A 13615-nucleotide genomic window follows, 5' to 3' on the forward strand; every position below is an offset into this window, starting at 1 on the left:
CCGCCGACCCCCGGCTGCCGCCGTTCGAAACCCCTCAGCGGGGCGGCCGGCCCCTCCTCCCCGGCCGGGGACGGCCGCCCCTCGTCCTCTTGCCGTCCGACAAGGACTGACCTTGCCATCCGACGAGGACTGACAAGGACTTATGTCTTCCGACAAGGACCTCGCATGACTGCCACGTCCACGCCCCCCTCCACGTCCACGCCGTACGCCGAGCTCAAAGCACCGACCACGGTCCGCAGACTGCTCACGCAACCGACCACCGGCCCGCTGGTCGCCCTCCTCCTGGCGTGTGTCTTCTTCTCCGTCTCGACCGACCAGTTCCTCACCGGCGGGAACTTCTCGCTGATCGTGCAGCAGGTCATGGTCGTCGGCACGCTGGCCATCGGCCAGACGCTGATCATCCTCACCGCGGGCATCGACCTGTCCTGCGGAGCCGTGATGGCGTTCGGCAGCATCATGATCGCCAAGATGGCGGCCGAGGGAAGTTTGCCGCCGCTGGTCGCCATCGCATTGGGCCTGGTCGTCTGCGGCGGCTTCGGCCTGCTCAACGGGGCGCTGGTGCAGAAGATCCCGCTGCCGCCGTTCATCGTGACCCTCGGCATGCTCAACGTGGCGTTCGCGCTGACGCACATCTACTCCGAGGAGCAGACGGTCACCAACCTGCCCGGCCCGCTGACGGCCCTCGGGCAGACCTTCCCGCTCGGCAACACCGACATCACCTACGGCTCGCTGGTCACCATCGCCCTGTTCCTGGCCTTCGCCTACGCGCTGAGCAGCACCAGCTGGGGCCGGCACGTCTACGCCCTGGGCAACAGCCCGGAAGCGGCGCGGCTGAACGGCATCCGCACCTCCCGACTGACCATCGGCGTCTACACCGTGGCCGGCCTGCTGTACGGCATCGCCGCCCTGCTGCTCATCTCCCGCACCGGAGTCGGCGACCCGCAGGCCGGGCAGACCGACAACCTCGACAGCATCACCGCCGTGGTCCTCGGCGGAACCAGCCTCTTCGGCGGACGCGGCTCGGTCCTGGGCACGTTCATCGGCGTCCTCATCGTCGGCGTGTTCCGCAACGGCCTGCAGCTGATGGGCGTCGCCTCGATCTACCAGACCCTGATCACCGGTGTTCTGGTGATCCTCGCGGTGACCGTCGACCAGATCTCGAGGAAGAAGGCCCGTTGACCATGACCGCCACCAGCTCCCCCACCCCCGTCCTGCAGGCCCGCGGTCTGGTCAAGCGCTACGGCCACGTCACCGCCATCGACGGCGCCGACTTCGATCTGCTGCCCGGCGAGGTCCTCGCCGTCATCGGCGACAACGGCGCCGGCAAGACCAGCCTGATCAAGGCCCTCACCGGAGCGGTGGTCCCCGACGCGGGCGAAATACGCCTCAACGGGAAGCCCATCACCTTCTCCGGTCCGCAAAGTGCTCGTGCCCACGGCATCGAGACGGTCTACCAGGACCTCGCCGTGGCCGCCTCCATGGACATCGCGTCGAACATGTTCCTCGGGCGCGAGCTCCGCCGCCCCGGCATCCTCGGCAGCGCCTTCCGCATGCTCGACAAGAAGCGCATGCGGCAGGAGGCCGCCGAGCACATGGCGGACCTGAAGATCGGCCTGCGCTCGCTGACCCAGTCGGTCGAGACCCTCTCCGGCGGACAGCGGCAGGCCGTGGCGGTCGCCCGCGCCGTCGCCTGGGCCCGCAGTGTCGTCGTCATGGACGAACCCACCGCCGCCCTCGGCGTCAAGGAGTCCGGTCAGGTCCTGGACCTCATCCGCCGCGTCCGCGACAAGGGCATGCCGGTCGTCCTGATCAGCCACAACATGCCGCACGTCTTCGAGATCGCGGACCGAATCCACGTCCACCGACTGGGCAAGCGCGCTGCTGTGATCAAGCCCTCGGACTACTCCATGGCGGAGGTCGTCGCCATCATGACCGGCGCGCTCAGCGTCGACGAGGCCGGAGGTACTGTCGTAGCGGATTCCCAGGCCGCGAAGGCCGCGGGAGTTCAGGCCAACTGAAGCACTCACAGGTTCCGGCCGAGGCCGCGACCGGAACCGACGAGACAGGAGACCGTTTCCTCCATGGCAGCGAACCGCCGCCCGACCATGGCAGACGTCGCCCGAGAGGTGGGCGTCAGCGCCAAGACCGTCTCCCGGGTCCTCAACGAGGACGGATACGCCTCGGAACAGACCAGGAAACAGGTTCTCGCCGCCGTGGCCAAGCTCGGCTTCCAGCCGAACCTCATGGCCCGCAACATCCGCGTCGGCGGCCCGGACACCACCATCGGCCTGGTCATCCCCGACCTCGGCAACCCCTTCTTCGGAGCCGTGGCCCGCGGCATCGAGGACACCGTCCGCGAACGCGGGCTGACGCTGCTCATGGGCTCCTCCGCGGACGACCCCGACCGCGAACGCGCCCTGACGGACAAGTTCCTCGCCCGCCGCATCAGCATCCTGATCGTCGTGCCGTCCGTCGGCGCCGACCACTCCCACCTCAAGTCGCACCGTGCGGCGGGGCTGCCCATCGTCTTCCTCGACCGACCAGGAGTCGGCCTGTCCACGGACAGCATCGTCAGCTCCAACCGCGCGGGGGCCCAGGACGGCGTCGCCCACCTGATCGCCCACGGGCACCGCCGCATCGGATTCGTCGGCGACCTGCCCGTCAAGCTGTACACCCGCCGCGAACGCCTCGCCGGTTACCGCGCGGCCCTGCAGGAGGCCGACATCCCCTACGACCGCTCGCTGGTCGCCGACGCACACGACCAGCAGGGCGCGGAGGCCGCGACCTCCCACCTCCTCGAACTGGCCGATCCCCCCACCGCGTTGTTCGCCGGCAACAACATCATGGCGCTGGGCATCGTCGCCGAACTCGCCCGCAGCAAGCGCAAGGACGTAGCCGTCGTGGCCTTCGACGACGTATCCCTCGCCGAGGCACTGGAACCGGCCCTGACCGTCGTCGCCCAGGACCCCGAGGAAATCGGCCGCAGCGCCGCCACCACCGCCCTGGCCCGCCTCGACGGCGACCGCTCCCGGGCGCGCACCATCACCGTTCCCACCCACCTGATCGTCCGGGGATCGGGGGAGCAACCCGCGCCCAAGCGGTAGGCGGCTTGCCCACCAGGGGGGTCCCCTTGGAACGGATTCAGCACACATGAGGACGGGACGCACCGCGAACACGCGAGAACCATGGAGGGGTGTTTTCCCAGCTCAGACGCGCCAGCCTTGACGTTTACCCAGGTCAGAGCCCTGCCCCGGAAAAACTCCTAAAGCGGGTGTCGCAGGTTCGAATCCTGCCGGGGCACAGCGAGAAGGGCCAGCTCAGGAGGTTTCCTCCCAGGCTGGCCCTTCGGCGTTTCAGGGGGCGTGCCACAGGCGTGCCGCTAAGCGTCCCAGAGCGCTCCCAGGGCAAGCAGCTCGCCTCGGTACTCGATTCGGTCCGCCCACTGAGTGGGCCAGGCCTCCGCGCCCAGCCAGGCGCCCGCGAAGGCACCGGTGAGGCAGGCGATCGAGTCCGAGTCGCCGGAGGAGCAGGCAGCTCGGCGCAGGGCGGTGACGGGCTCCTCGGGGAAGAGCAGGAAGCACAGCAGGCCGGTGGCGAAGGCCTCTTCGGCGACCCAGCCCGCACCGGTGGCCAGGCACGGGTCGATCTCCGGTGAGACGGTGCGCACGGCCTCCTGGAGCCGGCCGAGGATCTCCAGGCACTCGTCCCAGCCGCGCGCGATGAAGTGTTCGGGGGTGGGGTCCTGGGAGCGGGTCCAGAGGTCGCCGAGCCAGGTGTGGTGGTAGCGGGTGCGGTTGTCGCAGGCGTACGACCGCAGTTGGCCGACGAGTCCGGCGGGGTCGGCGCCCTGGGCAAGCAGGTGCACGGCGCGGGCGGTGAGGTCCGAGGCTGCCAGGGCCGTCGGGTGGCCGTGGGTGAGCGCGGACTGCAACTGGGCGGCACCGGCGCGCTGTGCGTCGCTGAGCCCGGGGGCGAGCCCGAGGGGGGCCACGCGCATGTTGGCGCCGCAGCCCTTGGAGCCGATCTGGCTGGCCTCCTGCCAGACCCGTCCGTCCACCTTCAGCAGATTGCAGGCGGTCAGGCAGGTGTTGCCCGGGGCCCGGTTGTTCTCCGGCGACTGGTACCAGTCGACGAACTCCTCGCGCAGCGGCCGCTCCAGCCGCTTCGGGACGAGCATGCCCCGGCCCAGGGCGGTCCTGAGTGCGCGTCCGAGGGCGAGGGTCATCTGCGTGTCGTCGGAGACGAAGGCGCGCTTCGGCAGCTCCATCTCCCGCCAGGGACCGCACTTGGCGAGGATCGAGGGCACGTCATTGAACTCGGTCGGGAAGCCGAGGGCGTCCCCGAGGGCGAGCCCGATCAGTGCTCCGGTCGCGGCGCGTTTGCTCACTGTCGTCGTGGTCATGCAGGAAGCCCCTTCCCCCGCTTATCGTCAAGGCGACCATAAGCGGGGGAAGGGGCTCCTCACAACCTCCGGAGCCCGCCCTGATCCGGCCTGATCCAGACCAAAGGCCCATCCGCGTCATCAGCTCCCGCGTGCCGGCCCCGGCCGTGGAGGCCAGCGTGCAGGACATGACCGTCACGGCCTGGAGCGGCGAACTGCTCCAGGTGGCGCGTCACCTCGCCGAGCAGTTCGGCCGGGAACGAGAGGGTCAGCCCGTGCCACAGCCGTGCCAGAAGGAGCGGGGAATCACGGCGGCTCTAGGAGACTGACGACTCCTCAGGCAGGCACCAGCACGAGCACGGATCCCGCGGGTCAGCCACCACGCGGCCCAACCTCGCTCCTCAAGCGGTGCTCTCCCCGCCGAGGTTGGGCTCAGCCTTCCTGCTCCTCGACAAGGCCGCACGAAGGGAAACGACTCCAAGAACTCCCGTCGCGCGGGATCCGGCTCGGCTTCGGCCAGGTCGGTGAGCACCTGCATGAGGCGTTCGCGCTGGGCGATCGACGCTGATATCGGGGAGCCGGGTGCGGTCGGCGGGTGCTCACCGCTTGCTCCTCTGCCTTCCCGGCTCCCCGCGACCCAGCCCGGCGTTCAGTACTGCTCGGTCTCCACGAAACCCGTGCTCCCGTTGTCGTCCGCGTCGAAGGCAGCAGCGGTCGGGTCGAATCCGGGCGGGCTGTCCTTGAGCGCGAGACCCAGGCCGGCCAGCTTCGCCTTGACCTCGTCGATCGACTTCGCACCGAAGTTGCGGATGTCGAGGAGGTCGGCCTCGGAGCGTGCCAGGAGCTCTCCCACGGAGTGGACGCCCTCACGCTTGAGGCAGTTGTACGACCGGACGGTGAGTTCCAGCTCCTCGATCGGCAGCGCCATGTCGGCGGCGAGCGCGGCGTCCGTCGGGGACGGACCCATGTCGATGCCCTCGGCGTCGATGTTGAGCTCACGGGCGAGCCCGAACAGCTCGACCAGCGTCTTACCGGCGGAGGCCATCGCGTCACGCGGACGCATCGCCTGCTTGGTCTCGACGTCGACGATCAGCTTGTCGAAGTCGGTGCGCTGCTCGACACGCGTGGCCTCGACCTTGTACGTGACCTTCAGAACCGGCGAGTAGATGGAGTCGACCGGGATACGGCCGATCTCCTGGCCCACCTGCTTGTTCTGCACGGCGGAGACGTAACCACGGCCACGCTCGACCGTGAGCTCCATCTCCAGCTTGCCCTTGCCGTTGAGCGTGGCCAGGACGAGGTCGGGGTTGTGCACCTCGACACCGGCCGGCGGCGCGATGTCGGCGGCGGTGACCAGACCCGGGCCCTGCTTGCGCAGGTACATCACGACCGGCTCGTCGTGCTCCGAAGAGACGACCAGCTGCTTGATGTTGAGGATCAGGTCGGTGACGTCCTCCTTGACGCCCGGCACGGTGGTGAACTCGTGCAGGACACCGTCGATGCGGATGGACGTGACCGCCGCACCGGGGATCGAGGACAGAAGGGTACGACGCAGGGAGTTGCCGAGGGTGTAGCCGAAGCCCGGCTCCAGCGGCTCGATCACGAACCGGGAGCGGAACTCGTCGACGACCTCTTCGGTCAACGAGGGACGCTGAGCGATCAGCACGAGGAATTGCCTCCAGTGTTTGGCGCCCGCTATGTGACGCCGTAGACACCACGAAGGGTACGGGCGGTTCGGCCGCCTATGAGGCCGAACCGCCCGTACCCGCCCGTCTTCCGGCCGGTCAGCATGCTCAGGGCTTGCCGAGTGAAGTCCACTGATCACTACTTCTGATCCTGAGAGCCGGCCACCAGCGCAGTTCGTAGGCGCATACTGGGGGTAATGACAAAGCCTGCTGCACCGAAGCGTCACTTGCCCACCAGCCCCTTCAAGGCCCCGGTCGCGCCTGCTCCCAAGCACTTCGCCGTGGGCGACCAGGTCACACACGACATGTACGGCCTCGGCCGAGTGATCGGCATCGAGGATGGAATCGCCGCGCTCGTGGATTTCAGCTCGGCACAGATGCGGATCTTGAGCCCGTACGCCAAGATGACCAAGCTGTAGAACCGCTGTGCCCGGTCACGGCACGCCAGGCCCCATCAGGGGCCTGCAACGAAAGGCAGACCTCTCATCGACCTGACGACGCTGTTCTCCGCCCTGGAAGGGCAACCCCGCCGTTCCGCTGCAGTATCGCCGCCTCCGACGACAGAACCCTTCCAGGCCCCGGACTTCGGAGAAGACGAGATCTTCTGGTCCGAGGATGCTCAGGTGCCCGCCCCGGGCACGCGTGCGGCGCGGTCCAAGGCTGCCTAGCGGTGGTTTCGCCAGCTCCCGGCGGGCTGTCTCCGGTGCTGCGGTGAGGAGTGCGGCCGTCTGGTTTCCGTCTCATTCGGCCCCGTTCACGGTCGTTCAGGCGAGAATGCAGGTGAACGCCCTGGCACACAGCCCAGCACCCGCCAACGCAGTTGGAAAGCGTGCGCCTGCCCCCAGTCCGCGCGAGAGGTGGAGCGCGGCTGGCGCTGGCAGGTTGTCTCCTGGCCATCGACGAAGCCCGACCGTCGGTTAGGTCCCGGACGAAGTTTCCGGGCCGCCCCCAGACAGGCCGGGGATGCAACCATTCCCTTCAGAGCTGGAAACCCCGGAAGCCAGCCGCGCACTGGAGACCATAGCTACGGGCACTGACAACGGAGACCCGGCCGGTGATCGACCATCAGCGACAGCCGGCAAGGCCCCGCACCGTCCAACCCGAGGAGGCGTGCAGGCGGCAGCCAGGAGCGGAGTCACGGCCGTTCCAAGGGTGCCGCGGCGCGGACCAAGTCGCACACCTGGTCGGAGCTGTAGGGAGCCAGGCCGACGACAGTTGCTCACGGCTGGGGGCCGGGCGCGTCGGTCGAAGACGGTGATCACCCGCGGGTCAGGCCCAACTCGCCCGCGCGTACTCCGGCTTGGAATCGCGAGCCCGCGTTGAGGGCGACGAGCAGTTCCGCGACCCGGCGGCGGTAGGTGCGCAGCGACATGCCGAGTTCCCGTGCGGCTGCCTCGTCGGTGACGCCCGAGCCCAGGGCGCGCAGGACCCTGGCGGTCTGGGCGTCGATCCGGGGTCGTTCCGCATCCAGGAAGGCGGCCAGGTCGGCGGCGCTCTCCCAGGCGGCTTCGAACAGCGCGTAGGCGCCGCCGACCAGGGCCGGCGCGGCGCTCATGGTGTATGTGCGGTGGCTGTGAGCGGCTGCGGCAGGTGACACCGGGTCGGTGAGGATCATGGTTCGCCGGTCGATGATGACGGTTCCCTGGGGGAGCGGGGTGGTTGCGATCCGCACCTGGAAGCCGTGGGCGGCCATCTCGCGCAGGGCTTCCCGGTCGCGCTCGTCGGCGAGGACGGCGGGACTGTACAGCTTGCGTGCCTGAAGTGCTCCGCCTCTGCGCATCTGGAGGCGGGCGGCCTCACGGGCGCCCGGCCAGGTGTCGAGGTCGCGGGCGACATGGACCCATTCCGCGTCGTCCGACTCCGCCAGGGGCTTGATCCGCGCCCAGAACTCAAGATCACCGCGGAGCTCCATGACCTGTGACATAGGTCCATTGTGCCGTTGGCAGCAAAATGCCACGGGCTCGTCGGCGGCTTCCCGGCCGTGCAGGCTCAAGACCATGAGCAACAGATTCCGCCTCGGTGGCGACCTGGATGTGAACCGGCTCGGTTTCGGCGCCATGCGCCTGCCGTCGAAGGACGGCATGGGCGGTCCCGCCCGCGATCCCGAGGCCGGCCGTGCCGTGCTGCGCCGCGCCGCGGAACTCGGCGTCGATCACATCGACACCGCCGATTTCTACTTCAGCCACGGCGGTACGGTGCGCGCGAACACCCTGATCCGCGAGGCTCTGCACCCTTACCCGTCCAACCTGGTGATCGCCACCAAAGTGGGCCCCATCGTCCGGCAGGACGGTTTCACGCAGGGCACCCCCGCCGACATGCGCGGCCTGGTCGAGGCCAACCTGGAAAGCCTGGGCCTTGACCGCCTCGACCTGGTCTACCTGCGCATCGGTCTCATGACGCCCCCGCACGGCGAGTCGATCGCCGCACGCTTCGAGGCGCTGGCCGCGCTGCGCGAGGAGGGCCTGATCCGGCACCTCGGCCTCAGCAACGTCGACACCGGTCACCTCGCGGAGGCTCAGGCCATCGCGCCCGTCGCGGCCGTGCAGAACCAGTTCCACGCCGGCCGGCGTGACGACGTCGGCCTTCTGAGCGCCTGCGAAGAGGCCGGCATCGCCTTCGTGCCCTTCTTCCCGCTCGGTGGCGGCCGGGACCTCGACGACAAGCGTCTGGCCGAGGTGGCGGCCAGGCACCGCGCCACCGTTTCCCAGATCGGCCTGGCCTGGCTGCTGGCCTCCTCCCCGGTGACCCTGGCCATCCCGGGCACGGGGTCCCTCCCCCACCTGGAGGGCAACATGGCCGCCGCCGCGATCACCCTCACCGAGGAAGACCTCGCCGACCTCGCGTGACATCGACCGACCTGACCACGCAGACGAAAGATGCCCCTGCCATGAAGCTGTTGATCCTCGGTGCGACCGGACCCACCGGTCGCCATGTCGTCGACCTGGCCCTGCGCTCAGGTGACCAGGTCACCACCATGGTCCGTAACCCGGCGGCGCTGGGCGACCTGGCGGATCAGGTCACTGTTGTCACCGGAGACGCGACCTCCCGCCGTGATGTCTCCACCGCACTGGCCGGGCAGGATGCCGTCATCGCCGCCCTCGGCAGAGGCAATTCGGTGGTCGCCGACGACCTCTTCACGCGCTCCTCGGCGGCCTTGATCGCCGCAGCCGGGGAAACGGGCGTTTCCCGGTTGGTGTGGCTGTCGTCGTTCGGGGTCGGCCACACTCTCGCGTGGTCGAGCGCCCCTCAGAAGCTGATGTACCGCACGTTCCTGCGATCGATCTACGCGAACAAGGAGATCGCCGACAACAGCATCCGCTCCAGCGGGCTGGACTGGACCGTGGTCTACCCGACCAGGCTGACCCACGGCCCGGCCAAGGGTACGTACCGCGCGGACGATCGGCTGCCGATGAAGGGCAACCCGACGATCAGCCGGGCGGACGTCGCCGCCTTCATGCATCGGGCGGCACACGGGAACGAGTGGATCCACCGCACAGCCGTCATCTCGGACTGAGCGTCCGCACCGCTTATGACAGTCGTTATAGACGGGTGTAACCTGAGCGGCGGCTATAACGACTGTCATAGGAGGATGCCGTGACGATCATCACCGTGAACGCCCCGAAGGGACGCCTGAGCAAGGAGCAGCGCCGAAAGCTGGCCGAGACGCTGACGGATGCGGTGCTCGTGCCGGAGGTCGGGCAGTTCGCCCCGGCCGCGCGGGTCGGGTTCCAGGTGCACTTCGTCGAGCGTGAGGCCGACATGACGGCCATCGGCGGACGGCTCCTCGCAGATGCCGGCCCGGACGCCGACGTCATGGTGATCGACGTGACGGTGATGGACGGGGACTGGCGGCAGGAGGTCCGGGCCGAGGTCATCGAACGCGTCCTGGCCGCGATGGCCGACGCCTGCGGACTCACCGAGCCGCCCCCGGCCTGGTGGGTCACCTTCCGGGTGATCGACGAGGGCAGCTGGGGCTCACGCGGCGGCGTGCTCTCCGTCCTCTCCCTCCTCGACAGCGGTGTGTTCACCGAGGACAAAGCCAAGGCCGTCCGCGCCGCTCTCGGCGCGTGACCGGGCCCGCGCGTCCGCCTTCCCGACGTCAGGAACCTGAGCACGAGAAGCTGCAGGCATCAGGGCGCCGACCCCGCCCAGTGCGCCCCTTGGGGGGTCAGCCCCTGATCGCGCCGGCGACAAGGGCCTCCAGTTGCTCGGCGGTGCGGTCGAGCGGCTCCGTGCTGCGCTTGGCGCGACACATGGCGACCGTGCCCTCGACGGACGCGACGACGAGCGTCGCGAGCTGCGTGGCCCGCTCGGCCTCGGCGCCGTGCGCCCGCAGGGAGGCGGCCAGCAGGCTCTCCCACTGATCGAACACCTCGGCCGCGGCTGCCAGGGCGGGCGGGATCTCGTCGGCCGGGGGTTCCTCGATGGCCACGGCCAGGACGGGGCAGCCGGCGCGGAAGTCGCTCTCGACGACGATCGTGCGCCACAGGGCGAGGAACGCCCGCAGCCCTTCGACAGGCCCCGCTTCCAGTTCCTTGCGCAAGGCGCGGGCGACCCACTCACCCGTGTACCGGACGGCTTCCGTGGCCAGCTGCTGCTTGCCCTCGGGGAAGTAGTGGTACGTCGAGCCGAGCGGCGCCTTGGCGTGCTTGGCCATCTCCCGGATGCTCGTGGCGCTCAGACCACGCCGACTGATCATGTCGGCGGCCCCGGCCACGATCCGCTCGCGTGACGGCGTACTGCTCTTGGCCACCTGCACACATCCCCTCTGGCTATAACGACCGTCATAGTCTACCGTGACCTCTCGTTATAACGATCGTCATAGCAAGTGGCCGGCGAAGAAACGAAGGAGCCGCCATGCCCATGATCCGGCTGACCGCCCCCACCGGTTCCCTGACCGAACAGGGCCGCACCACCATCCAGCGCGACCTCGCCGCGGTGTTGCTGCGCTGGGAGGGCGCACCCGACACCGCCTTCTTCCGTGCGCAGGCGTGGAGCTACCTGGTCGAGTTGCCGGAGAGTGCGCAGACCACCGCGGAGGACGACGCGCCGCGTTTCCTGGTGGAGGTCACCGTCCCGCAGGGGGCCCTGTCCGAGCGACGCAAGGCGGGCCTGGTCGAGGACGCGACGAAGACCGTCCTGGCCGCGGCCGGCCTCACCGCCGACGACGCCCTGCGCGTCTGGGTGCTGGTGCACGAACAGCCCGACGGCACCTGGGGCGCGGGCGGCTCCGTCATCCGCTACGCCGACCTGGTGGCACTGGCGAAGGGGCAGCGCACCGATGCGTGAACTGACCTACGTCGCCAAGCGCACCGTCGAGTGGCGCGAGGCGCCCGACCCCAAGCTCCAGTCCGACCGCGAGGCGATCGTCGCGCCCGTGGCCGCCACCCCCTGCGACGTCGACTCCTCCATCCTGGCCGGCCATGGCTTCATCGATCCGCCCTTCGCCCTCGGCCACGAGTGCGTCGCCCGGGTCGTGGAGACCGGCGACGCCGTCACCGCAGTAGCCCCCGGCGATCTGGTCGTCGTCCCCTGGTCCATCAACTGCGGCACCTGCGACCGCTGCCGCGCCGGACTGACCGCGCACTGCACCACCGTCCCCTACATGGCGATGTACGGCGCACCGATCGGGGGCAGCTGGGGCGGACTCTTCTCCGACCTGGTCCGCGTGCCCTACGCCGACGCCATGCTCGTACCCCTGCCCACCGGCCTCGCCCCGGTCGCCATGGCCTCCGCCAGCGACAACTGGTCCCTGGCCTGGCGCCTGGTCGCACCCCATCTCAAGGCCCGCCCCGGAGCACGGGTGCTGGTCGTCGCCCGTGGAAGCATCGGCCTGTACGTGTGTGACATCGCCCGCACCCTCGGCGCCTCCTCGGTGCTCTACGTCGACCCCGAGCCCGAACACCGCGAACTCGCCCGCACCTTCGGAGCCGCCACCGCCGAGACCCTGGAGCCGACCCCGCAGGGCTTCGACATCGCCGTCGAGGCCACCGGCCGCGTCGACCAGCTCGCCCTGGCCGTCAAGTGCCTGGCTCCGGAAGGGATCTGTGAATCGGCGGGCAACCACTTCCGCCCCGGCGAGCTGCCCCTGCTCGACATGTACCTCACCGGCGTCACCCTGCGCATCGCCCGCGACAACGTCCGCTCCCACATCCCCGACGCCCTCGCCCTCGCCGCCTCCGGCAAGGTCGCCCCCGAACGGGTCGTCTCCCACGTCATCGACTGGGAGGACCTGCCGACCGCGCTGCCGGAGAAACACCTCAAGCCGGTCTTCGTCCGGACAGATGACTGACCGCCCCCGACCGCAGCCCCAGCCCCACCACCCCAGCGCAGCGAGAAACCCGATGCACATCTCCCCCACCGGCCCGTCGGCCACCGCCGACGAGGAACTGGAACATCAGAAGGCGGCCATCACCCGCCTCGGCCACGAACTGCGCGGCCTGGTGGAGGCCACCGTCCGCACCGCCGCCTCCCCGGAAACCCTTCACCGGGTGGCGGACGGCGTCCGCACCATTACCGGACAGCTCACGGGGCGACGGCGCGCGAGAGCCGAGATCCCCGAGGTGGACGAATTCCCGGCGGGGACGAGGATCTACAGCCCGGTCACCGGAGCCGGCAGCCCGCTCGCGCCGCCGGTGAAGGTCACGCCCACCGCCGATGGGCTGACCGGCGAGTGCACCCTCGGCATCGCCCACGAAGGCCCGCCCGGCTACGGCCACGGCGGCATGAGCGCCATGCTCCTGGACGAACTCATGGGCCGCGCCTGTACGGCAGCCGGAATGCCCGGCCTGACCGTCTCTCTTCAGATGCGCTACCACCGCCCGGTCCCGCTGGAAACCACGCTGCTGATCCTTGCCCGCGTCACCGGCACAGATGACCGCAAGATCTTCGTGAGCGGTTCGATCGCCAGCCGGACAGACCCTGACGCAAGCCTCGTCACGGCCGACGGGATCTTCGTTGCCCCCGACCTTCACCGCGCCCGCGCCTTGTTCCCAGGGCTGCAGCGCGCCTGAGCTGCCGGTTCCACGTCCACGTCCCGGACCGATCATGGTCCGGGGCGTTTGGCGTCAGGTTCCTGCCGCCGTGTCCCGTGACACGTCTGTGACAGTCGGCGGACACCGTCGTGAAGTCGCCCGGGCAGGCTTTTCAAAAGAGGGCAAATAGCACTATTCGGGCATACATCTCCTGCTTCCGCGGGTGTGAGCAGTGATGACCGAGCCGATCCGTCGGAGGAAATCCCATGAGCCTCACAGCCACCATGCCGTACGTCGAAGCCCCCGCACCTGCACTGGCTCCGCGTGAGCGGGAGACACTGCGCCACATCGCCGAAGGGCGCACCTACCTGCAAACGGCCCGCCACATGGGGCTCTCCAAGCACACGGTCGACGCCTATCTCCGACGTATCCGGGCCAAGCTCGACATCAACAGCACGGCCGAACTCACCCGACTGGCCATCTCCCTGGGGCTGTGACGCCCGGCCGTCCGAGTCCGACCGACCGGGCGGGAGCAGTCGATCCGCGACACCGGTGTCGCCATGCCTGCACCACGA

General features: G+C 69.3%; 16 protein-coding genes. 12 read left to right on the forward strand and 4 right to left on the reverse strand.

All coding sequences use genetic code 11. From position 1 onward, the window contains the following. Positions 1–165 precede the first annotated feature (165 nt). The 3 genes from ACFV7R_RS11830 to ACFV7R_RS11840 all read left to right on the forward strand — a co-directional run bounded on the left by ACFV7R_RS11830 (position 166) and on the right by ACFV7R_RS11840 (position 3104). Positions 166–1179 (forward strand): ABC transporter permease, encoded by a 1014-nt coding sequence (locus ACFV7R_RS11830; protein ID WP_385262659.1) that lies wholly within the window; start codon positions 166–168, stop codon positions 1177–1179. 2 nt (positions 1180–1181) lie between these two features. Next, a complete protein-coding gene (locus tag ACFV7R_RS11835) occupies positions 1182–2018 on the forward strand; it encodes an ATP-binding cassette domain-containing protein (protein WP_385262661.1) in 837 nt (278 codons plus the stop codon). Positions 2019–2081: 63 nt separating this feature from the next. Then, the gene (locus ACFV7R_RS11840; protein ID WP_385262664.1) at positions 2082–3104 is read left to right on the forward strand and encodes a LacI family DNA-binding transcriptional regulator; all 1023 of its coding nucleotides are present in this window, start codon (positions 2082–2084) and stop codon (positions 3102–3104) included. A 275-nt stretch (positions 3105–3379) separates the two neighbouring features. On the opposite strand, the gene ACFV7R_RS11845 is transcribed toward ACFV7R_RS11840, so the two are convergent. Next, positions 3380–4402, reverse strand: a complete 1023-nt coding sequence (locus ACFV7R_RS11845) for an ADP-ribosylglycohydrolase family protein (RefSeq protein WP_385262666.1) — start codon at positions 4400–4402, stop codon at positions 3380–3382. Positions 4403–4569: 167 nt separating this feature from the next. Between ACFV7R_RS11845 and ACFV7R_RS11850 the strand changes: the two genes are divergently transcribed. Beyond that, positions 4570–4710, forward strand: a complete 141-nt coding sequence (locus tag ACFV7R_RS11850; RefSeq protein ID WP_385262668.1) for a hypothetical protein — start codon at positions 4570–4572, stop codon at positions 4708–4710. Positions 4711–5030: 320 nt separating this feature from the next. On the opposite strand, the gene ACFV7R_RS11855 is transcribed toward ACFV7R_RS11850, so the two are convergent. Beyond that, on the reverse strand, positions 5031–6047 hold the full coding sequence (locus ACFV7R_RS11855) for a DNA-directed RNA polymerase subunit alpha (RefSeq protein WP_385262670.1): 1017 nt from the start codon (positions 6045–6047) through the stop codon (positions 5031–5033). A 216-nt stretch (positions 6048–6263) separates the two neighbouring features. Here ACFV7R_RS11855 and ACFV7R_RS11860 point away from each other — a divergent pair, with 216 nt between their 5' ends. Further along, on the forward strand, positions 6264–6485 hold the full coding sequence (locus tag ACFV7R_RS11860; protein WP_385262671.1) for a hypothetical protein: 222 nt from the start codon (positions 6264–6266) through the stop codon (positions 6483–6485). A gap of 839 nt (positions 6486–7324) precedes the next feature. Here ACFV7R_RS11860 and ACFV7R_RS11865 read toward each other — a convergent pair. Then, on the reverse strand, positions 7325–7990 hold the full coding sequence (locus ACFV7R_RS11865) for a DNA-binding response regulator (RefSeq protein WP_385262674.1): 666 nt from the start codon (positions 7988–7990) through the stop codon (positions 7325–7327). Positions 7991–8063: 73 nt separating this feature from the next. Between ACFV7R_RS11865 and ACFV7R_RS11870 the strand changes: the two genes are divergently transcribed. The 3 genes from ACFV7R_RS11870 to ACFV7R_RS11880 all read left to right on the forward strand — a co-directional run bounded on the left by ACFV7R_RS11870 (position 8064) and on the right by ACFV7R_RS11880 (position 10137). Beyond that, complete coding sequence (locus ACFV7R_RS11870) at positions 8064–8912, forward strand: aldo/keto reductase (protein ID WP_385262675.1); 849 nt, start codon at positions 8064–8066, stop codon at positions 8910–8912. Positions 8913–8953: 41 nt separating this feature from the next. Beyond that, complete coding sequence (locus tag ACFV7R_RS11875) at positions 8954–9580, forward strand: NAD(P)-dependent oxidoreductase (protein ID WP_385262678.1); 627 nt, start codon at positions 8954–8956, stop codon at positions 9578–9580. An 80-nt stretch (positions 9581–9660) separates the two neighbouring features. Then, positions 9661–10137 (forward strand): 4-oxalocrotonate tautomerase family protein, encoded by a 477-nt coding sequence (locus tag ACFV7R_RS11880; RefSeq protein ID WP_385262681.1) that lies wholly within the window; start codon positions 9661–9663, stop codon positions 10135–10137. 97 nt (positions 10138–10234) lie between these two features. Here the strand turns inward: ACFV7R_RS11880 and ACFV7R_RS11885 are convergent, their stop codons facing one another. Continuing rightward, entirely contained in the window at positions 10235–10819 is a 585-nt protein-coding gene (locus ACFV7R_RS11885) for a TetR/AcrR family transcriptional regulator (protein ID WP_385262684.1), read from the reverse strand. 104 nt (positions 10820–10923) lie between these two features. Here ACFV7R_RS11885 and ACFV7R_RS11890 point away from each other — a divergent pair, with 104 nt between their 5' ends. The 4 genes from ACFV7R_RS11890 to ACFV7R_RS11905 all read left to right on the forward strand — a co-directional run bounded on the left by ACFV7R_RS11890 (position 10924) and on the right by ACFV7R_RS11905 (position 13537). After that, a complete protein-coding gene (locus ACFV7R_RS11890; protein WP_385262686.1) occupies positions 10924–11355 on the forward strand; it encodes a 4-oxalocrotonate tautomerase family protein in 432 nt (143 codons plus the stop codon). Beyond that, positions 11348–12358 carry a zinc-binding dehydrogenase gene (locus ACFV7R_RS11895; RefSeq protein WP_385262687.1) on the forward strand — a complete coding sequence of 337 codons (1011 nt, stop codon included), beginning with the start codon at positions 11348–11350 and terminating at the stop codon, positions 12356–12358. The genes ACFV7R_RS11890 and ACFV7R_RS11895 overlap by 8 nt, the downstream gene beginning before the upstream one ends. A 52-nt stretch (positions 12359–12410) precedes the next feature. Next, positions 12411–13079, forward strand: a complete 669-nt coding sequence (locus tag ACFV7R_RS11900; RefSeq protein ID WP_385262688.1) for a PaaI family thioesterase — start codon at positions 12411–12413, stop codon at positions 13077–13079. Positions 13080–13306: 227 nt separating this feature from the next. Next, positions 13307–13537: a response regulator transcription factor gene (locus ACFV7R_RS11905; RefSeq protein ID WP_385262691.1), complete on the forward strand. Its 231-nt coding sequence runs from the start codon at positions 13307–13309 to the stop codon at positions 13535–13537. Positions 13538–13615 lie beyond the last annotated feature (78 nt).

Source organism: Streptomyces sp. NPDC059866, assembly GCF_042731325.1.
Taxonomy (GTDB): Bacteria; Actinomycetota; Actinomycetes; order Streptomycetales; family Streptomycetaceae; genus Streptomyces; species Streptomyces flavusporus.

Coding starts and splice junctions, on each gene's coding strand:
- ACFV7R_RS11830 (WP_385262659.1), top strand. CDS start 166: ATGACTGCCACGTCCACGCCCCCCTCCACGTCCACGCCGTACGCCGAG.
- ACFV7R_RS11835 (WP_385262661.1), top strand. CDS start 1,182: ATGACCGCCACCAGCTCCCCCACCCCCGTCCTGCAGGCCCGCGGTCTG.
- ACFV7R_RS11840 (WP_385262664.1), top strand. CDS start 2,082: ATGGCAGCGAACCGCCGCCCGACCATGGCAGACGTCGCCCGAGAGGTG.
- ACFV7R_RS11845 (WP_385262666.1), bottom strand. CDS start 4,402: ATGACCACGACGACAGTGAGCAAACGCGCCGCGACCGGAGCACTGATC.
- ACFV7R_RS11850 (WP_385262668.1), top strand. CDS start 4,570: ATGACCGTCACGGCCTGGAGCGGCGAACTGCTCCAGGTGGCGCGTCAC.
- ACFV7R_RS11860 (WP_385262671.1), top strand. CDS start 6,264: ATGACAAAGCCTGCTGCACCGAAGCGTCACTTGCCCACCAGCCCCTTC.
- ACFV7R_RS11865 (WP_385262674.1), bottom strand. CDS start 7,990: ATGTCACAGGTCATGGAGCTCCGCGGTGATCTTGAGTTCTGGGCGCGG.
- ACFV7R_RS11870 (WP_385262675.1), top strand. CDS start 8,064: ATGAGCAACAGATTCCGCCTCGGTGGCGACCTGGATGTGAACCGGCTC.
- ACFV7R_RS11875 (WP_385262678.1), top strand. CDS start 8,954: ATGAAGCTGTTGATCCTCGGTGCGACCGGACCCACCGGTCGCCATGTC.
- ACFV7R_RS11890 (WP_385262686.1), top strand. CDS start 10,924: ATGCCCATGATCCGGCTGACCGCCCCCACCGGTTCCCTGACCGAACAG.
- ACFV7R_RS11895 (WP_385262687.1), top strand. CDS start 11,348: ATGCGTGAACTGACCTACGTCGCCAAGCGCACCGTCGAGTGGCGCGAG.
- ACFV7R_RS11900 (WP_385262688.1), top strand. CDS start 12,411: ATGCACATCTCCCCCACCGGCCCGTCGGCCACCGCCGACGAGGAACTG.
- ACFV7R_RS11905 (WP_385262691.1), top strand. CDS start 13,307: ATGAGCCTCACAGCCACCATGCCGTACGTCGAAGCCCCCGCACCTGCA.